This window comes from Blautia schinkii (assembly GCF_013304825.1).
In the GTDB taxonomy this organism is placed as follows: domain Bacteria; phylum Bacillota; class Clostridia; order Lachnospirales; family Lachnospiraceae; genus Blautia_A; species Blautia_A schinkii_B.
On the sequence record NZ_JAAWUO010000013.1, the window covers coordinates 29,269 to 49,854 of the forward strand.

Consider the following 20,586-nt stretch of genomic DNA (forward strand, 5'->3'; position numbering starts at 1 on the left):
TATATCTTAGTTCTCTTTCACAACAACCTTATCCAGATGCCAGATATCATCTACATACTCCTGGATGGTTCTGTCGGATGTGAACTTACCGCTGCATGCTGTATTGAGAAGTGCCATCTTAGCCCAGCGTTTCTCATCTTTGTATGCTTCCTCAACACGCTTCTGTGCCTCTGCATAGGAACGGAAGTCGCCAAGGATGAAGTACTGGTCAGGTCTCGGCATGTTGCGTTTGTCTAGAAGTGAATTGTAGATGTCACGGAACATCTCTGTATCACTGGAGAAGGTTCCATTGATCAGCTGCATCAGTACCTGACGGATCTCAGGATCTGTATTGTAAATGAAGTCCGGATCATAACCGCCGTTATTCTCATAGTTGATGATCTGGTCGGAGCTCATACCGAAGATAAATGCATTCTCCTCACCAACCTCCTGTACGATCTCAACGTTAGCACCATCCATGGTTCCAAGTGTCGGAGCACCGTTCAGCATGAACTTCATGTTACCTGTACCGGAAGCCTCTTTACTTGCTGTGGAAATCTGCTCGGAAACATCTGCTGCCGCAAAAATGATCTCAGCGTTGGATACACGGTAATTCTCGATGAATACAACCTTCAGCTTGCCGTTGATGGAAGCATCATTGTTTACAACATCTGCCACACAGTTGATCAGCTTGATGATCTTCTTTGCACGTGCGTAAGCTGCAGAAGCCTTTGCACCAAAGATAAATGTTCTCGGATAGAACTCCATCTCCGGATGTGCCTTGATCTGATTGTACAGATAGATCACATGCAGGATGTTCAGAAGCTGACGCTTGTACTCATGAAGTCTCTTAACCTGAATATCAAAGATGGAGTGCGGATCAACCTCAACACCGTTGTGCTCCAGGATATATTTTGCAAGACGCTCTTTGTTCTTGAACTTGATGGTCATGAACTCCTGAAGAGCTTTCTCATCGTCTGCATAAACCTTCAGTTTGGAAAGCTGGGAAAGATCTGTGATCCAGTCCGGTCCGATCTTATCTGTTACCCAGTCAGCCAGAAGCGGGTTTCCATGAGCAAGGAAACGTCTCTGTGTGATACCGTTTGTCTTGTTGTTGAACTTCTCAGGCATCATCTCATAGAAATCCTTCAGCTCCTGATTTTTGAGGATTTCTGTATGAAGGCGTGCAACACCGTTTACAGAGTAGCCTGCAACGATTGCAAGGTGAGCCATCTTAACCTGTCCGTCATAGATGATCGCCATCTTCTTAACCTTCTCGAAGTTTCCAGGATATTTCTGCTGGATCTCAAGAATGAAACGACGGTTGATCTCCTCGATGATCTGGTATACACGCGGAAGCAGTCTGGAGAACAGCTCGATCGGCCATTTCTCAAGTGCCTCGGACATGATAGTGTGGTTGGTGTAAGCACAGCATTTTGTTGTGATATCCCATGCCTGATCCCAGCCAAGACCTTCCTGATCCATAAGAAGACGCATCAGCTCTGCAACAGCTACAGTCGGATGAGTATCGTTCATCTGGAATACAACCTTCTCATGAAGCTTTGTGATGTCATCGTGTGTTTTCTTATATTTGGCAATCGCTGCCTGAAGGCTGGCAGATACGAAGAAGTACTGCTGTTTCAGACGAAGCTCTTTACCTGCCATATGGTTATCATTCGGATAAAGTACCTCAACGATAGTACGTGCAAGGTTCTCCTGCTCTACTGCGTTGTGATAATCACCCTTGTCGAAGGAGTCAAGGTTGAAGTCTACGATCGGCTCTGCATCCCAGATACGAAGTGTGTTTACAACATCGTTATTATAACCTGTGATCGGCATATCGTAAGGAACGGCCTTAACTGCCTGATATCCCTCGTGGATAAATTTGTTCTCGTTCTTCACCGGATCCCACTCAACGCGTACATATCCGCCGAAATGAACCTCTTTTGCATACTCCGGACGACGGAGTTCGAAAGGATAGCCGTTCTTCAGCCAGTTATCCGGTGCCTCTACCTGATAACCGTCACGGATCTCCTGCTTAAACATACCATAACGGTAACGGATTCCGCATCCGTATGCACAGTAGTTCAGAGTTGCAAGAGAATCCAGGAAGCATGCTGCCAGTCTTCCAAGTCCACCGTTTCCAAGAGCCGGATCCGGCTCCTGGTCTTCGATGCAGTTAATATCAAGTCCAAGCTCCTCAAGAGCCTCCTTAACCTCGCCGTATGCGCCAAGGTTGATCAGATTGTTTCCAAGGGCACGGCCCATAAGGAACTCCATGGACATATAATATACAATCTTCGGGTCCTGTTTTTCATACGCCTTCTGGCTCTTGAGCCAGTTGTCAATGATAACGTCCTTCACAGTGTAGCTTACAGCCTGAAAAATCTGCTCCTGTGTAGCCTCTTCCAGTGTTTTTCGATAAAGGAATTTTACGTTTTCTTTTACGCTTTTTTTGAATTCCTCTTTCTCAAACTGCTTGTCAATCATTAGTTTTCCTCCTGTACTTTGGATACTCCCAGTGTTACAGCCTCTTTGTTGATGTTCCATTCTTTGGTGTAACCCTCTGCTTCTCCCAGAACAATGTTTTCTGCCAGTACTTCACGTTTGATCTCATCCTGGTTTGCTTTCATGATATCCATGATCTTATCGTTATCTTTTGCATAGACAATGATCTTGTCCATGACTTCGAAACCAGCCTCTTTACGCATGGTCTGCACCTTACTGATGATCTCGCGGACAAAGCCCTCCTGGATCAGTTCAGGTGTAAGGTTTGTATCAAGGACAACGGATGTCTCACCGTCTGTCTCTGTCACATAGCCCTCGCTCTGGGCTGTTTCGATCAATAAGTCTTCCTCTGCAAGCTCGACTCTGTTTCCGTCAATGTCAAGAACGAGAACACCATTATCTCTCAGCTCTTTCATTGCTGCGGTTCCGTCGATCTCGGAGAGTGCGGTACGGATGCCGTTCAGAAGCTTGCCGTATTTCGGTCCTACTGTACGAAGCTGCGGCTTGAAGCTGTAGGAAATGAAGGACTCTACATCATCTGCGAATTTCACTTCTTTTACATTGAGCTCATCTGCGATGATATCTGTGTAGAATTTATCCATAGCTTTCTCAGCCTTTACATACATGGTTCCGATCGGCTGACGGTTCTTGATGTTTGCAGTATTTCTGCATGCACGACCAAGAACAACGATCTCAAGAAGCTCTTCCATGTTTGCCTCAAGATCCTTGTCGATCCATGCCTCATTTACCTCCGGGTAATCGCAGAGATGGATACTCTCCGGAGCGTCTGTGTCAATGCTTCTTACAAGGTTCTGGTAGATATCCTCAGTCATGAACGGGATCATCGGAGCTGCAGCCTTGGCAACAGTTACCAGTGCTGTGTAAAGTGTCATGTAAGCATTGATCTTATCCTGCTCCATGCCCTTTGCCCAGAAACGCTCACGGCTTCTTCTTACATACCAGTTACTCATATCGTCAACAAATTCCTGAAGTGCTCTTGCAGCCTCCGGAATCTTGTAGGAACCAAGATCCTCATCGACAGTCTTCACCATGGTATTCAGCTTGCTGAGCAGCCATTTATCCATAACCGGAAGCTTATCGTAATTTAAAGTATATTTAGTTGCGTCAAAATTGTCAATGTTCGCATACAGTACGAAGAATGCGTAGGTGTTCCACAGAGTGCTCATGAATTTTCTCTGTCCTTCTACAACTGCCTTGCCGTGGAAACGGTTTGGAAGCCACGGAGCACTGTTGATGTAGAAATACCAGCGGATAGCATCTGCGCCGTATTTGTTCAGTGCATCAAACGGATCTACTGCATTTCCCTTGGACTTACTCATCTTCTGTCCGTTCTCATCCTGTACATGTCCCAGAACGATTACATTCTTATACGGAGCCTTGTTGAAAAGCAGTGTGGACTCAGCAAGAAGGGAGTAGAACCATCCTCTTGTCTGGTCAACAGCCTCTGAAATAAAGTCTGCCGGGAACTGCTGTTCAAACAGGTCTTTATTCTCAAATGGATAATGATGCTGTGCAAAAGGCATTGCTCCTGAATCGAACCAGCAGTCAATTACCTCCGGTACACGATGCATGGTCTTTCCGCAGTCCGGGCACTTCATGGTGATATCATCAATGTATGGGCGGTGAAGTTCAATAGTCTTGGCACGCTCATCACCACTCTTCTCATAGAGATCCTGACGGCTTCCTACGGATTCCATATGTCCGCACTCGCACTGCCAGATGTTCAGTGGTGTTCCCCAGTAACGGTTTCTGGAAATACCCCAGTCCTGAACGTTCTCAAGCCAGTCACCGAAACGTCCCTTACCGATGCTCTCCGGAATCCAGTTAATTGTATTATTGTTGCGGATCAGATCATCCTTTACTGCTGTCATCTTGATAAACCAGGACTCACGTGCATAGTAGATAAGCGGTGTGTCACATCTCCAGCAATGCGGATAATCATGCTCGAATTTCGGCGCATCAAAAAGCTTGCCTTCTTTGTCAAGGTCTGTGAGAACCATCGGGTCAGCTTTTTTTACGAATACACCGGCATACGGTGTCTCCTTGGTCATGTTACCCTGTCCGTCTACGAACTGTACGAACGGAAGGTCATACTCACGTCCCACACGGCTGTCATCCTCACCAAATGCAGGTGCGATATGAACGATACCGGTACCATCACTCATGGTAACGTAGTTATCACAGGTTACAAAATGAGCTTTTTTGCGCTGTTTTGCTGCTGCCTCGCCTGTGCATGCAAAAAGCGGCTCATATTCCTTACGCTCAAGATCTGTTCCTTTATATTTCTCAAGGATCTCATATGCAGGCTCATCATCCTTTGCAAGCTTGCCGAGAACCTTATCCAGAAGTGCTTCTGCCATGTAGTAGGTGTAGCCGTCCGCTGCTTTTACCTTGCAGTAGATCTCATCCGGGTTTACACAAAGTGCGACGTTGGATGGAAGTGTCCACGGTGTTGTTGTCCATGCCAGGAAGTATGCGTCCTCACCAACAACTTTAAAACGAACGATTGCAGAACGCTCTTTAACGGTCTTGTATCCCTGGGAAACCTCCTGTGCGGAAAGAGGAGTTCCACAACGCGGGCAGTAAGGAACGATCTTGAAGCCTTTGTAAAGAAGACCTTTTTCCCAGATCTCTTTCAGTGCCCACCACTCTGACTCGATAAAGTTATTGTCGTATGTTACATACGGATGCTCCATGTCAGCCCAGAAACCAACTGTAGATGAGAAATCCTCCCACATTCCCTTGTATTTCCATACGCTCTCTTTACACTGCTGGATGAACGGCTCCATTCCGTACTCCTCGATCTGCTCCTTGCCGTCAAGGCCAAGCTTCTTCTCAACCTCAAGCTCAACCGGAAGTCCGTGAGTATCCCAGCCTGCTTTTCTCGGAACCATGTAGCCCTTCATTGTACGGTATCTCGGAATCATATCCTTGATAACTCGTGTCAGAACATGTCCGATGTGGGGCTTACCATTTGCGGTAGGCGGTCCGTCATAAAATGTGTATGTCTCGCCCTCTTTACGGCTGTCCATACTCTTTTCGAAAATCTTGTTGTCTTTCCAGAATTTCTCAACTTCTTTTTCACGGTCAACAAAATTCAGATTCGTGTCAACTTTACGATACACAATATTTACCTCCTGTGTCTGATTACTGGCTGCTGCCTCATCTATGAGGCCACAGCGGATTGCTTCTTCACAGATACCTGTTCGTGCCAATGCCTCGGGCACTTATAAAAAAAGACCCCATCCTGTAAAAGGACGAAGTCTGATTCGCTGTACCACCTGTTACATTATACGGGCCTGTGTCCGGGTTCCTGCGTCTTTCTTTACAGTTTCTTATTGATTCTGCTGCAGGCTCCTGTATCATGTCTTCACATGACGGACATTACTGTATCTGCCGATATATGTTCCCTGTAACGGAGGAAATCCGTCAGTTCTTACTTGATCATTATCTGTATCTCAGATACTCTTCCCGGCTGCGCCGGACAACTTCAGAACTGAAGCTCAGGAGTGATATTCCATCATACTTACTCGCCCCGGGCTCTCACCCTCCCCGGTTCGCTGAAAGCTTTCCATATGACTTACTGTCTCCGTCTTCGCTTTTTCATATACGCTGTATATTATAGGTTGGGGAAATTCCATATGTCAAGTGTTTTTGCCGGATTTCAGCGGTTTTCCTCTTATTATATATGTATGTTCATTCTATCTTAATAGAATTTTCACAGACTGAAAGTAGTTTTTCCAGAAGGAAAGTGGTATACTACTACAGAATCTCACGGGTAAAATACAACTATTATTGAAAGGTCTATTAAAATGAGTATTACGAAAAAACGATCTCTGCGCCAGATCTTTGCCGGAATCCTCTGCATGGGAATCCTGATTACAGGCGCACAGCCATGTGCAGCTGCTGCTTATGGATATGATGAGTACGGTGATCCTATTGTCACCGCAACACCAGTTCCTGACAGCCAGAGCGGACAGGCTGCACAGGTCACACCTGCCCATTCCAGTTACTACAACCAGGCAGCTGATACCGACTCCATTGACGGCTGGCCAACCGGCCCAAATATCGAAGCACAGGCAGCAGTTCTTATGGATGTAAATACAGAAGCAGTTCTTTATTCCAAGAATGCCGACACCCAGCTTTATCCTGCCAGCATTACCAAGATCCTGACAACGCTTCTGGCCTGTGAAAATATTCCTTACAAACAGAAAATCACTGTTTCCGAAAGCGCATCTGCCAGCGTATCAGCAGGTGATTCCAGCATTTATGCAGCTCCCGGTGAAGTATTTACCAGAGACCAGGCACTGATGGCTGTTATGCTCCAGTCTGCAAACGAAATGTCTGTAGCAGTTGCAGAGCAGGTTTCCGGCTCTGTAAAAAAATTCACAGAACTTATGAACTGGCGTGCAAAGCTTTTTGGGTGTAAAAACACTCACTTCAACAATCCGAATGGCCTTCCGGATGAGAACCATTACACCACAGCTTCTGATATGGCCAGAATTGCAAAATCCGCCTGGCTGAATCCGCTTTACCGTAAGTTCTGTACCAGACGCTATTATGAGATCCCGGCCACCAATAAATTCGCAGAAGCCCGCCAGCTTCTTAATCACCACAAGATGATCAAGAACGGTGAATACTACTACGAGGGTGTCCTTGGCGGAAAAACAGGATACACAGATGCTTCCGGCAATACTCTTGTCACCTACTGCAGACGCGGAAATATGACTCTGGTTGCTGTAATCCTGAATTCTACTTCTGCTGCAAATGCCTACAGCGACACTGCTTCACTTTTTAATTACGGTTTTGAAAATTTTGAAAAAGTGGATATGAAAGTTTCCATGAATCCAGTCCCATTTAAGGTACTCCCATGTGACAAATATATCCTTAAAGATAACGGAAATACTTATCCGTTTTATTACAAGACTAAAGTTTATGTAACTTTGCCAAAAGGCATCAGGAAATCAAAACTTAACAAACGCCAGGCCGTTCTCCAGAATGCTGCCGGCCCGCTGCGTCTGAAAAGCAAATACTACTATAATAAACATCTGGTTGGCTGGGGAATGCAGTACGAACGGAATGTCGTATCAGACCTGCTTCTCCAGACCTCTTCTTAAAAGTTTCCTGCGGCGGAGAGATTCATGTTTTTCGCGGATCTCATCCGCTGCTTCTGTATCATTCACTTTCAGGGTTTTTACTCCGAAATATTTTCCCTCGTCTGTTTTACGGATACGGATCTTTCCTGCAACAGGGCCATGCTCATGGCAAAGCGCAAGACAATAATATACCTTGGAATTATTGGTACTGAACCAGCGGATCTTTCGCTTTGCAGGACATTTACAAACAGGACATATTGTACTGATCATATTCCGGTCTTTCATTAATCGCTCTTTTGATACAAATTCCCTGGATACAAACTTGTCGTGATCTGTATAGGAAATATAGATTTCTTTCTCTTTTGACTTCGGATTCTGGTATACATCCAGGGATGGATGACGGATCATGCAGGCTTCGTCAATCTCCAGAAGAATCCTTGCCGTATAGCTGGCATCTGCCAGTGCCCGGTGAAAATCCCGGTTCTTTGGAAGATTAAGATAGTCAATGGCATATTCCAGAGAACGTCTGGCGATCCCATCTTCGAATTTCACACTGAAAAGCTTCTGCACATCATAATAATGTACCGGTCCGGGCATCAGTTTCAGAAGATTATAATATTTCATATTCCGCTGAAGTTCCATAACATCCTGATTTCCCCAGGTAAAAAAACGGTACTCCTCTCCGCACCATTCCAGAAAATTTCGGATAGCTCTTGGAAACGGGATTCCATTCTCAAGCTCATGATAATCCACATGGATCACCTCATGGATGCTGTCGTGGATCCAGTGGTACACTTTGGGCTTGATCAGGCACTGGAAGGTGTCGATGATCTCTCTTTTTTCATTTAATTTTACTGCCCCGATCTCAATGATCTCAAAAGGGAGCCGGCTGTCCGGATGTCTTCTTCCGTCCGGATTCTGGTTCCATTCCAGGTCAAATACAATATAGTTCATGGGTTTTCTGTCCTCTTATCTGACAGTGTGTACAGATATCTTTATGAAGAGCAGGCACTGTGTTCTGCCCCTCTATATCTTATGAACGCAGCTACTTCATGGTCTGATCCCGGTTATTTCCCGGTTCTGCACTCAGAAACAGAATAAATCGCTTCGAACAGCTCCTGCTGAAAGCGCTCTGTATCTGCGTCTGTCAGAATCATATCTTTTATTTTTTCTTCATCGTGAAGCCACCAGCGGAAATCGCATAATGTGGCACCCCGTCCGGCACCATCGGAGCAATCCACATCCAGGAGCACTTTTTCTGTCTTAAAGAACTCCGGATGAAGGAGATACATAAACGGTACTGCATCGTGAATACTTGCCACGCAGCGATATTTGGAAGAATTTTCAAGTACATAGCCAGCCATATCTCCACAGGCTCTGGCTGTCGGATCACCGGACTGACATAATTTCATGATCTGGTTTCTGGTAAGATTGCATTTCAGGGTAGCATCCAGTCCGCACATCACCAGTGGGATACCGGAATCGAATACGATCTTCGCAGCTTCCGGATCTGCATAAATGTTGAATTCTGCTGCCGGTGTGATGTTTCCGCCTTTTGCTGCGCCGCCCATAAATACAATTTTTCCAATCTTATTCTTTATTTCAGGAAAAACCTTCAACAGAAGTGCAAGATTAGTCATTGGCGCAGTTTCAATCATTACTACCTGCTCACCTTCCGGAAGTCTGTTCAGAAGCTCACGGATAAAAAGCACTGCATTGTCTGATGCAGCCTCTGATTTTGCTTCCGGCAGCACACAATGGCCAAGCCCTGTCTCTCCGTGAAATTCTTCCGCATGAAGTACCTCTTTCACAAGAGGACGTTCCTGGCCTCTTGCCACCGGAACATTCAGTCCGTAAAAATCTACCAGCTCCAGTGCATTCTTCGTCACTTTATCAATGGTATTATTTCCTGCAAATGTTGTCACTGCAAGAAGTTCCAGCTCGTCCTGATGCGCTGCCGCATATGCCAGCGCAATCCCGTCATCAATTCCCGGATCACAGTCCATGATAACCTTGATTCTATCTCCCATATGTTCACCTCTGTAAAAACTTTTCCCCAATTTTATAGTATTGCCGAATTTCCGCTGTTTACCTGTTCCAAGTATAACAGAGTGAGGATGTAGTGTAAAGTTAATCAGAATTCGTTACTGTTCACTCCGTTCTCAGCAACACGCTTCGCGGAATATTACCAGTAAACAGTAATCAGAATTCACCTCTGTACTTCAGGCCGAAACGTAAAGAACCCCTCTGCCGGGCATTGGCAGAGGGGTGGAAAAAAAAGGGGGTTATATTCTATCCGTTTGGGTTGTTCCGGATATTGTCTTCAAAGTAAATGCTGCTCAATCAATAGAAACAAATTTCTTCTCTTCTGCTTCTTTCTTGGTCTCTTCCTTCGGGAAGGTTACATGAAGGATTCCGTTCTCATATTTCGCATGGATATCTTCATGCTTAATGCTCGAGCCTACATAAAAGCTTCTGTTGCAGGTTCCTGTATAACGTTCTCTGCGAACATATTTACCTTTATCATCCTTCTCGTCCTTCTTCTCTTCCCTGGTTGCCTGAATGTTCAGATAACCATTCTTCAGCTGGATCTTCACATCCTCCTTCTTAAAGCCCGGAAGATCGATCTCCAATTCATAATTACCATCTACGTCACGGATATCTGTCTTCATCATATCCCTTACCTGAGGATAAGCATTAGAAGCTGCCTGACGGCCTGTTGGATATCCCATAAAATCATCAAATAAATCTTCTCCGAAAATACTTGGCATTAACATAACTCATTCCTCCTGATCTATATTCGCTGCGTGCTGTGCAACCATTTTCAATTTACTGTTTCAGAAAACATCTAAAAATTCTGTAAGAACTTTCTCCGGAAGATTTCTTTTTTCTCTCTTCCTTTGTTCTGTATGTACTATAACACGTATTATTAGCACTGTCAAGAGGCGAGTGCTAATTTTTTGTGAAGAATTTGTGACCGCTACAAGCCATGCATATTTCCATGAAAGGAACCTCCTTCAAGCTTGCTTGAAAAGGAGGTTCCTTTCATGGAAATATATAGGGCGACAGCCCTACAGCGAGGGAATTCTTTCCCGCGCTGTGCATGGCGTATCTCACAGCTTCACAGGGATTTTTCACTTGCTTTCGCACTCGATTTTCTTGATTTGACCACATTTTTACGACAAATTCTTGGAAAAATATATTCGTCTGATTTTCTTACCACATTTTACGACAACGGCTTATGGTTTATACCACAGCAGGTACAGTTTCCGGCAGATTCATTTTAGACATATCCAAATTAGAAATACCCTCAAAATTAACATATGCCAGAAATGAAATATCCGATACCATTTCCAGCCACAATAAAATGCCGGGCAGCCAATATTATACCAATAATTATCAATGCAATTCCATATAATACTTTTATTCACTGTATATTTAATTTTATCCAAGCGCTCCTTTCGTATCGAGGGTTTGGGACACTTCCCAACAAGCAATTTTGCAGGGCAAAATACGGAAGTGGGTACTCATTTCCTATGCTTGCTATGAAAGTTTTATCCCTTGTTATCTACTACAACGGAAAGCCCCATTTGCCAAAAGAGAGTAAAGAAAAATCCTGTAATTCCTCTCTATCTGTTTGTTTTCAGTATTATATTGACAATAATGTACTTATTGTTTATAATGTATATGTATTTACATCACATCAAAAGAAAGGGGCGAGAGGCTTTGTGAAAATACTAATCTCAAATACTTCTGACACTCCCTTATACCAACAAATAAAAGACCAGATTAAGGACGCCATATTAAAAGAAGAATTGGTTGAAGGGGACGCACTTCCCTCTATTCGAGCTTTTGCTAATGATTTGAAAGTGAGCGTCTTAACAATTCGACGGGTATATGAGGAGTTAGAACAGGAGGGCTTTATTGTAAGTCAAGTAGGAATTGGGACATTTGTATCTACAAGCAATCTTGAATTACTCCGCGACTCCAAACGACGGCTTGTAGAACAAAAAATGGCGGATATGATACAAACAGCAAAATCACTGAAAATCAGTAAGGAAGAACTTAATTCCATGATGGATATTCTTTACGAGGAGGATTGAAATGAACGATATTTTGACAGTCAGCGGTTTAAATAAGTCGTATGGCGATTTTTCTTTGAAAGATGTGACATTCTCTTTGCCAGAGGGGTGTATCACAGGTTTTATTGGTGTCAATGGAGCAGGTAAAACAACAACGCTGCGGACGCTTTTAGGTCTGACGAACAAGCTATCCGGCAAAATTCAGTTTTTCGGTCTTGACATGGATAAGAATGAAAGAGAAATCAAAGACCGTATTGGTATAGTTTTAGACGGCGGGGGATTTTACGAAGAACTTTCGCTGGATGAAATGAAAGTAATTATTTCATCTGCGTACACTTCATGGTCTGAACAGGATTTTAAGCGGTACATGGATATGTTTTCGCTTGACCCGAAGCAAAAAATCAATAGCCTTTCCAAAGGTATGAGAATGAAGTATGCTCTTGCTTTAGCTCTTTCTCATAACGCAGAACTTTTGATTATGGATGAGCCGACAAGCGGACTTGATCCTTTAGTTAGGGGGCAGCTTTTGAAAATCTTAACTGAGTACATGGAAAATGGCGGCAAAGGTGTTTTCTTTTCGACACATATCACCTCTGACCTTGATAAGATTGCCGATATGCTCATTATGATTGATAACGGGCGTATCGTCTTTCGAGAGGAAAAGGATACCTTGCTTGACACATATCGGATAGTCAAAGGTGATAGCGGAGCTTTAACAACTGATGCTCGCAAGCTTTTTTTATCTATATCTGAAACTGATTTTGGATTTACAGGAATTACAAAGCAAATATCCGAAGTACGGTCTTATATTCCCAACATTATGGTTGAGCGTCCGACGATTGAGGATATTATGCTTGGAAATATCGGAGGTGAAAGATGATGTTGTTCGCCCTACTAAAAAAGGATTTTCTGATTGTAAAAAAATATGTGCTGATTATGCTTGTAGTTATTGCACTTATCCCACCTGTCATGCGTTGGCGGACACCGGAGTTTACGGGAGTTTTTGGATTTATTCTTTCTGTCATTTTTGGCGTTTTCATGCTGTTGCAATATGTATCCCTAAAAGAGTATCAATTTCCAAAAGCTGCGACATTACTATGTGCCACACCATTTTCACGGAAAGCAATAGTTTCATCAAAATACATTTTTTGCATGGCTATATATGCAATCTGTTGTATCGTTTTTGAACTTGAAACCTTGTTTATGCCCGGATTAGGAACATCAGATATAAAGCTGTTTGCATTTATGTTTCTTATTGTATCTGTTTTTATTGGTATTTATTTGCCAATACAGTATAAGTTTGGATATGAAAAAACAAAGTTTGCCTTTGGGGTGATTATTATGGCTTCGCCATTTATTCTGCCACTGTTTATGAGAGCAGGAAGTCTAAACTTAAACTTCCTCTCTATGTTTTCCCCATACCTTGTTTATGGCGGTATTGTCCTTATTGGTTTTGCGATTTTAGCAATATCAGCATCTTTGTCTATAAAGATTTACGATAAAGCAGACTTGGCGTGATAAAGAAAGAAGGTGAGACTATGGATAGAGATACTATTTTTCTTTATGTCATTGCTGTGATAGCATCGTGTTTTGGATTGATAAACTGTATTCAATTTTTTTTAAAAGGAAACAAAACGGCACAAACCGTCGGTACGATTATTTCTTTCAAAACAATAAATCCAGAAAACTCAAAATTTCGTAATTCAAAATGGGCGACCGTTTCGTATAAAGTGAATGGAAGAACGTATCAGTCCCAAAACTGCATACAAGTACCAATGGCGTCACAGATTGGAACAACCATTACCGTGCGTTATGACACGCAAAATCCAGAAAAATTGTATAGTTTTTCCATTTTACAAATTATTGTATCACTTATCGTTGCTGCTATCTGCATTGCAGCGGCTATATTCAATCTTGTATAAGATAAGTAGGATTAGCTTCTGGATACGGTATTTCATTCTTACCCCATCATGGTCTTCCAGGAAAACGTCGTGTTCATAATAATAAGGTGTGATTCCCACGACAAAAAACTGAACATTCTCCACCAGGTAATCTACAATCTCCATATCCCGGACACCTTTCACATTCCCTTTTGCATCAAATAAGTGAAAACGGCTCAGTTTCGGTTCTTCTTTTGGATTTCGCTCAAGCCGAAGAATATACTGTTCCAGTAATTTCTCAACTTCTTTCTGATTATCCAGTTTGCCAAGATACTCTTTCTCTTTGAACAACTGCCAGACTGCTTTTCCACCAAGACCAGCGTCTTTGAAAAATGTCAGTAACTTATCATTTACCCACTTCACTGAACAGGAAGCCACATAATGATAGGCACACTGGCAACTTCCAGTAAACTGAATAGCTCTCATTTCTTCTATAAAGGAATCTGCACTGAAATAATATCCGTCATCTTCCTGAACCAGACAAAGTGCCTGATAACCTGACATCACAATATTAAGTGCGATATCCTGATTGTCCACCAGAAAGATATAGGTCTGTGCTGTCCCTTCTGGATTGGTTTCCATATAATTCTTCAAAACTTCTTGTTCAAACTTATCACTTCCTTTCAGGCAAAGAAAAAGACGCAAGCCACATTTCTATGACTCACGCCTTTCTCTACTCATATTTTATAAATCTTTATTTTCTTTGTCTTCTTCTTTCTGTAGATAATAAAATCTCTTCTGAATTTCAATCTCTTCTCGAAGCTGTTCTTCTGATGGAAGGCAAGTTTTATATTTAGATGCAAATAATTGTTCGTGCCCATGCAATATAGAATATTTTGCAATATCTTCGTCTGTATCAGAACATAAAATAATGCCTAATGTTGGATTATCCCCTTCATTTCGCTTCATTTCATCATACATACGAATATACATATCCATCTGTCCCACATCCTGATGTGTGATTTTCGACGTTTTTAAATCAATCAATACAAAACACTTCAAAATGTAATTGTAAAAAACAAGATCAATGTAATAATCTTCTTTTTCAGTTCGAATATGCTGTTGTCTCGCTACAAATGCATATCCTTTCCCCAACTCCATGAGAAATTTTTGAATATGCGTGATAATTCTCTGCTCCAATTCACTTTCTGTAAAGTCTGTATTAGAAGATAGTCCAAGAAATTCTGCTATTACTGGATTTTTGATAAATTCCAGCTTATCAGCCTGATAAGTAGCTGTTAGTTCTTTCATTTCTTTTTCTACAGGTTCTGTATTTTGAGACATGAGCATGCGGTAATAATACTGTGAAGAAATATTCCGTTGCAAAGTCCGAACTGACCATGCTTGCTCCTGTGCCTCTTTTGCATACCATGCTCGTGCCTCTGGTGATGTTTCCTGAAGCAAAATTCTATAATGCGTCCATGACAAGGGACGCCCAGACTTTGGACGCAGTGAGTCCAAAATTTGAGGAAATTCCTGATGAAATTTCACATATTTATAAAGACTACTAAAGTCAAAGCCTTTGCCATATTTTTCTTTTAATTCTGATGATAGCTTTTCCATAGTTTTTTTGCCATAGTCCGCTTTTCCATTTTCATTCAGACACTCTATAGCAATTCGTTTTCCCAACAACCAGTTCCTTTGAACCAGAATTGTATCGACAGCCGCATACGCAATACTTTGTGCACTCTCCACGATTTCACATGTATCAGCAAATAAATCTCCTGTTTCATGGTAAGCAATCATACTTTTATTTAATTTTGGACTCGGTGAATCCAAACTTGTTTTTTCTTTTTCAGAATGTTTTTTTTCCATCAAAGCAACCTCCTTTTCGATAATTGTTGCGACACTGTCGCAACTTTTCCATTTTGAAGTTCCAGATTGATACCTCAAAACGATTTCTTTAAATCTCCAAAATCTATGTTCTTATTTTACCCCAACTCTTTCATTCTGCCTACTGCTATTTCATGTTCACATATAATAATGAGGTCGCAATCCACGACCTTATCACCTTCATTTAAACATAAATTAATTTCCTGAGAATAATCTCTTTCGCAATTGCTCTGTGCTGATTAGCAGCTCTTACCCATGCCATTTGATCTGCTTCTTTATCCGGCAGTGGTTCTTTTTCTTCCAACTGTTTCAGAATTACCTCTTCCCGTTCTCTGACTGCCTTATCTACTTCCAGAAGATGCTCTCCAATGGTGTCCTGCAGAAGCATCACCTGATAAGTTTAATTTCGATGGTTCTTCAGATAATCTCTGCGAAGAAAACCATACCTGCCAAGTTGCTCCATCTGCTCACCGGATTTATAGGTGAGATTCGGGATTAGATATCCATTTACATTCGTATACGTTATATAAATAGGACATTCGCAATCCGCTTTCGCTACTTACTCATGAACGCAGTTGCTTCGCTGCCTGCGTTCATTTTATTAGCACTCTCCATTTCTCATCATTTTTTGACCACAAATTTACGACATTTACGACAAATCTGACACTGCTTTACAATACCAGACAAAATGACTGATGCCCCGGAAAGCCTGTAAAACAGGCACTTCCGGGATACACAAGACAGGACAAAAATCGACTTCCATTATCAAGAGGTGAGTGCTAATTTCACACTTTCTTCACATTTCACACATTTCACATTTTCACATTTTTCGTTCTCTGGCTACACTTATAAATACTCTCCCAATGTCTGTCCAACACATTCATAAATTGTATCTATGATTTCTTCGCACTTACCCTTCTTCATACCTGCTGTAACTCCTACTGCCAGAAGTTCCTTTCTGCCTGGATTTCGCCCATTTCCATCAACGGTTGTTGTATGTTCTCCGTAATAGGTATTACTGTAAGTAAGATCATACGCCGGGCTCAGACGCCACTGGTCATTTAATTCATCATATAGATATGTGAAATTTTTTGAATGATCGTCCCGGTTATGTGCAGCCACATTAAAACACATTCGTCGAAACATGTTTTCCACATCTTCTCACATTCTTCGCCATATTGAAATGCAGCCTTATGATCAGCTGTCATAGCCAATGTTCCTACAAACTTTTCGTCATAACATACCTGCAATGTATTATCTTGTCTCATTTATGACCTCCTGAATATCTTTATAAGGTACCTGTGTAAAAAGATTTCTGAGTTCATCTGCTATGTCCAGTGCCATAGCGATCTTTGTAAGTGATATCAGCGAAATCTGCCCGGAACTTTCAAATCTTTTGATCGATCCATTTTTCCGATACATATGTCTGAAGCGCCGAAGATAGAAGGACTCCCAGGATCAGAAATGGAACTGCCTGTAAAAACACTCCCATAAATACATAAATATAATAACTGCTTTCATAAAAGAGAGCCCACATCTGCTGAATACAGGAAAGAACATCTGTATCGGGACCACGGATTCCGTCTTCAGTGCAGTGGAGATATGCTTCATGAGATCTGTCTAATAATACATCTGATCGATACCGGAACTGTAATAAGGCAGGCTACCGCACCAGATAGCATGACTGCAACATCCTGGAATAGGAACTGGGAATTAAGAATGATCTCCAGGGTATATTGCTGTGTCTGAATGTATGAAAATAATAAAATAGTTCCTCCAAGATAGGCAAACAGCAGCGTATTTACCGTTGTACCGATAATTTCTTTTCCAACCTGATAGCCGGAAGCTGTAAGCTCTTTCGCTGTCAGACTGTTTTTATGAGTCCAGACTTCATATACAGAAGATGTTACAGATAATGCTGTATCGATAACAGCCCCAAGAGTACTGAAAACAGTTACAAATATTCCTACATGAAGCATATTAATATGAAGGTCCGTACTGTAATAATACATAAAATCGTCTTCCGAAATCTGCAGCTCATTTAACCCGTAACTTCCTGATCTCCATGTAATAATATAAATCGGAATAAACAAAAGTAACATTACCAGCAGTGTAGCCAGAAAAGCCGCCCGCGTCTTTGGATTATTTCCGTTCTGATAAAACAGAGAAATATAACAGACACCTGCACCTGCCACCAATATCAGGAGCAGTACAGGAAAACCGGCAGACATCAGCATAATTGAAAAAAACAAAATTACAATATTCCCCGCCAGTGTCATAATTGACATGGCTCCACGCTCTCCGCCAATCAAGATCACCAGAAAAATTAAAATCAATGTAAGAAAAATGATCATTCTCTGACACCCCTTTTCCGTGATGGTATTTTCATAATCGCTGAAGCAATAAAAACAGATACCGGTATTGCCAGTACAATTCCAATACTTTCTATCAGAAAACGACAGATATCATATGGAATGTGGTATCTCACGATCGTTATAAAGCTTATATCATTATTCATCTTAAGTATGAACATGGGAATCATGCCGCTTGCCAGAACAAACAGCAGTACATTTATCATGGTTCCCATAATATCATATCCGATTTCACGACCGGAATGTATCAGTCTTTTCAGAGAAACCGATGGATTTTTCCGCACGATCTCTCCTACTGCTGCGCTGATCGTCACCGTCACATCCATAATTGCACCAAGTCCTGTCAGCATAATATCTGCCCAGAATATATCTGCTGAATTGCCTGTACTTCCAAGGTATTCCAGATTGGAATAATCCAGATCTCCGTACATATAAATAGAAAATTCAAACAATGCCATGATCAGAAACAGAACACACAGTGTTGAAAGAACTGAGGAAAATGTTTTTCTGTGAATTCCATTTAAGCAGATCAATGTAGTCAGTGAAAAAAGAACTGCGATGACATTACAGATATTTAAAATATTTTTCCCTTCTGTAAAAGCCTGAAATCCATACGCAAATATGACTGTATTCAGTATCAGTGATATGATCGTGTAAAATCCCTGCTTTCCTGTAATGCAGATCAGAAGAAAAAATAATCCTCCTGCCAGTAATGCCAGATACCCATCCCTTTTTACAGAACGTATCGTTTTTCCGGGGCTTTCCTTTGAACCGCTTAAAAGAACGGTGTCTCCTTTATGATATTTCTTGGTCTGAACCTGAGAAGATGTATATTCATTAGAGACCGTTATTTTTTCCCCTTTATGCGGACCGTTTAATATCCGTGCCGTAATATTCTGAGTATAATAATATTCTTTTGAGCCCCTGGTTCCTTCTCTGCTCAGAGTCTGTTTTTCTGTTACGGAACATATTTTTGCCAGCGGTGTATGATAAAATCGGGAATTACAGCAGGTAAACAGAACAAAAATAATATATATACCGGCTAAAAGATATTTTTTGTGAAATATGCAGGATTTCATTAACTTCATTCCCCCTGTAGAAATATTGCAATTGTAAACGCACTGACCGATTGCTTTTTATCGAAGTAACATTGTACGCTTTTTGAAAGTATCGGTCAATATAAGGTATACAAAAAAACAGCAGCAGAACCGTTTTCACAGTTCTGCTGCCCCCATAATTATTTTAACAAATACCTGACTCCAAAAAAGCCATTATTTACAAAGCTCAGAAAATGCATCTGCAACAAACTGAACCTTGGTTCCGATAATAACCTGTACAGAAGTTTTTCCAGGTTTGATCACGCCTGCAACACCTGCAGATTTGATCACTTTATCATTTACAGCTGTAATATCCTTAACCTCAAGTCTCAGTCTTGTGATGCAGTTATCGATACTTGTGATGTTCTCTTTTCCGCCACAGCCTTCAAGGATTTTTGCGGCAATAGCAGTATAATCATCATTTGCAAGCTCGATATTCTTCTCTGCCTCAAGATCGTCATCGTCTTCTCTTCCCGGAGTCTTCAGATCAAATTTCTTGATGGCAAAAAGGAATACAACATAGAATACGATGAATGCTGCAATTCCAAGAGGAAGGATGAGCCATGTCTTCTGTGCTGCCGGAAGTGAGGATGAGAAAAGTAAATCCATCGCACCGGCTGAGAAGCTGAAGCCTGCACGGAAGCCAAGAGCAACTGTGATCATGGTAAAGATACCGTAAAGTAATGCATAGATCACATAGAGGCCAGGAGCAAGGAACATAAATCCAAACTCGAACGGCTCAGTTACACCACAGATAAATGCACAGATTGCTGCAGATGCAACAAGACCGATCGCGATTTTTTTCTTTGCAGGTTTCGCACATTTAACCATTGCAAGTGCTGCACCAGGAATACCAAACATCATACATGGGAAGAATCCGGACATGTACATTCCAAGGCTCCAGGATACATCTGCAGAGGTTTCACCTGCCCAGAAGCGCTGAAGATCACCAAGTCCAATGGTATCAAACCAGAATACATTGTTCAGTGCGTGATGTAATCCGGTAGGGATCAGCAGACGGTTCAGGAATGCATAGATACCTGCACCAACAACATCCATACCTGCAACCGCTTTTCCTAATGCTACAAGTGCGCTGAAAAGTAATGGCCATACAAACAGTAATACAACAGATACGATAATGGAAACCACTCCTGCGATGATCGCTACGCAACGCTTGCCGCTGAAGAATGACAGCCAGTCAGGAAGCTTGGTGCTCTTGAATTTGTTATAGCATGTAGATCCGATGATACCGGCAAGGATTCCGATAAAAGGATTCGCAATTTTGTCAAATGCAAGAGTTTTTGTTGCACTGTCAGCGATTGATGGAATGATGGTTGTAACAAATCCTGTAGAAAGAAGTGTTGTGAGCATCAGCCAGGATGCAAGTGCAGCAATTCCGCCGGTTCCGTCATTCTTTTCTGACATACCGACACCAACACCGATAGCAAAAAGGATCGCCATGTTGTCGATCAGCGCTCCGCCTGCCTTAACCAAAAACAGACCGATCAGATTGGCTGCGCCGTGAATGTCTCCACCCTGCATGGTTGCCGGACATAACCTGTATCCGATACCCATGAGGATACCACAGATTGGCAGTACTGCCACTGGAAGCATTAACGCTTTTCCCAGTTTTTGAAGAAATTTCATATATTTCCCCT

Annotated in this window: 16 protein-coding genes and 2 pseudogenes; 5 read left to right on the forward strand and 13 right to left on the reverse strand. The window is 42.1% G+C overall.

Annotation, left to right across the window (positions count from 1 at the left end):
* Positions 1-6: 6 nt before the first annotated feature.
* Positions 7-2,469, reverse strand: a complete 2,463-nt coding sequence (locus tag HFM85_RS10860; protein WP_173738165.1) for a glycogen/starch/alpha-glucan phosphorylase — start codon at positions 2,467-2,469, stop codon at positions 7-9.
* The gene (ileS, locus tag HFM85_RS10865) at positions 2,469-5,633 is read right to left on the reverse strand and encodes an isoleucine--tRNA ligase (protein WP_173738230.1); all 3,165 of its coding nucleotides are present in this window, start codon (positions 5,631-5,633) and stop codon (positions 2,469-2,471) included. The genes HFM85_RS10860 and ileS overlap by 1 nt, the downstream gene beginning before the upstream one ends.
* Before the next feature lie 687 nt (positions 5,634-6,320).
* Between ileS and HFM85_RS10870 the strand changes: the two genes are divergently transcribed.
* Positions 6,321-7,625: a D-alanyl-D-alanine carboxypeptidase family protein gene (locus HFM85_RS10870; RefSeq protein WP_173738166.1), complete on the forward strand. Its 1,305-nt coding sequence runs from the start codon at positions 6,321-6,323 to the stop codon at positions 7,623-7,625.
* On the opposite strand, the gene HFM85_RS10875 is transcribed toward HFM85_RS10870, so the two are convergent.
* The 3 genes from HFM85_RS10875 to HFM85_RS10885 form a co-directional block, all read right to left on the reverse strand.
* Positions 7,596-8,558 (reverse strand): 3'-5' exonuclease, encoded by a 963-nt coding sequence (locus tag HFM85_RS10875; RefSeq protein ID WP_173738167.1) that lies wholly within the window; start codon positions 8,556-8,558, stop codon positions 7,596-7,598. The two genes, HFM85_RS10870 and HFM85_RS10875, sit on opposite strands and share 30 nt — an antisense overlap.
* Positions 8,559-8,671: 113 nt before the next feature.
* On the reverse strand, positions 8,672-9,634 hold the full coding sequence (locus HFM85_RS10880) for a nucleoside hydrolase (RefSeq protein ID WP_173738168.1): 963 nt from the start codon (positions 9,632-9,634) through the stop codon (positions 8,672-8,674).
* 309 nt (positions 9,635-9,943) lie between these two features.
* The gene (locus HFM85_RS10885; RefSeq protein WP_173738169.1) at positions 9,944-10,381 is read right to left on the reverse strand and encodes an Hsp20/alpha crystallin family protein; all 438 of its coding nucleotides are present in this window, start codon (positions 10,379-10,381) and stop codon (positions 9,944-9,946) included.
* 555 nt (positions 10,382-10,936) lie between these two features.
* Here HFM85_RS10885 and HFM85_RS16540 point away from each other — a divergent pair.
* Genes HFM85_RS16540 through HFM85_RS10905 form a run of 4 tightly spaced genes read left to right on the forward strand, consistent with a single transcriptional unit; the run spans position 10,937 to position 13,608 of the window.
* Positions 10,937-11,707 carry a GntR family transcriptional regulator gene (locus HFM85_RS16540; protein WP_330596724.1) on the forward strand — a complete coding sequence of 257 codons (771 nt, stop codon included), beginning with the start codon at positions 10,937-10,939 and terminating at the stop codon, positions 11,705-11,707.
* Position 11,708: 1 nt separating this feature from the next.
* Positions 11,709-12,566, forward strand: a complete 858-nt coding sequence (locus tag HFM85_RS10895; protein ID WP_173738170.1) for an ABC transporter ATP-binding protein — start codon at positions 11,709-11,711, stop codon at positions 12,564-12,566.
* Complete coding sequence (locus HFM85_RS10900; RefSeq protein WP_173738171.1) at positions 12,563-13,204, forward strand: ABC-2 transporter permease; 642 nt, start codon at positions 12,563-12,565, stop codon at positions 13,202-13,204. Before HFM85_RS10895 ends, HFM85_RS10900 begins: the two co-directional genes overlap by 4 nt.
* Complete coding sequence (locus HFM85_RS10905) at positions 13,201-13,608, forward strand: DUF3592 domain-containing protein (RefSeq protein ID WP_330594872.1); 408 nt, start codon at positions 13,201-13,203, stop codon at positions 13,606-13,608. The genes HFM85_RS10900 and HFM85_RS10905 overlap by 4 nt, the downstream gene beginning before the upstream one ends.
* Here HFM85_RS10905 and HFM85_RS10910 read toward each other — a convergent pair.
* From HFM85_RS10910 to HFM85_RS10945, 8 genes and pseudogenes are all read right to left on the reverse strand, one after another.
* Positions 13,555-14,208, reverse strand: coding sequence for a hypothetical protein (locus HFM85_RS10910; protein WP_244092508.1), 654 nt, complete (start codon positions 14,206-14,208; stop codon positions 13,555-13,557). The two genes, HFM85_RS10905 and HFM85_RS10910, sit on opposite strands and share 54 nt — an antisense overlap.
* A 102-nt stretch (positions 14,209-14,310) precedes the next feature.
* Positions 14,311-15,441 carry a PDDEXK nuclease domain-containing protein gene (locus HFM85_RS10915; protein ID WP_173738172.1) on the reverse strand — a complete coding sequence of 377 codons (1,131 nt, stop codon included), beginning with the start codon at positions 15,439-15,441 and terminating at the stop codon, positions 14,311-14,313.
* A gap of 202 nt (positions 15,442-15,643) precedes the next feature.
* Positions 15,644-15,991 (reverse strand): annotated as a pseudogene (locus HFM85_RS10920) (TnpV protein).
* A gap of 314 nt (positions 15,992-16,305) precedes the next feature.
* Positions 16,306-16,614: a HipA domain-containing protein gene (locus HFM85_RS10925; protein ID WP_330594873.1), complete on the reverse strand. Its 309-nt coding sequence runs from the start codon at positions 16,612-16,614 to the stop codon at positions 16,306-16,308.
* A gap of 99 nt (positions 16,615-16,713) precedes the next feature.
* Positions 16,714-16,866 (reverse strand): annotated as a pseudogene (locus tag HFM85_RS10930) (helix-turn-helix domain-containing protein); the annotation flags it as partial.
* Positions 16,867-17,066: 200 nt separating this feature from the next.
* Positions 17,067-17,813: a YibE/F family protein gene (locus tag HFM85_RS10935; protein WP_173738173.1), complete on the reverse strand. Its 747-nt coding sequence runs from the start codon at positions 17,811-17,813 to the stop codon at positions 17,067-17,069.
* Positions 17,810-18,910 (reverse strand): YibE/F family protein, encoded by a 1,101-nt coding sequence (locus HFM85_RS10940; protein WP_173738174.1) that lies wholly within the window; start codon positions 18,908-18,910, stop codon positions 17,810-17,812. The genes HFM85_RS10935 and HFM85_RS10940 overlap by 4 nt, the downstream gene beginning before the upstream one ends.
* Positions 18,911-19,102: 192 nt before the next feature.
* Positions 19,103-20,575, reverse strand: a complete 1,473-nt coding sequence (locus HFM85_RS10945) for a PTS transporter subunit EIIC (protein WP_118515802.1) — start codon at positions 20,573-20,575, stop codon at positions 19,103-19,105.
* Positions 20,576-20,586 lie beyond the last annotated feature (11 nt).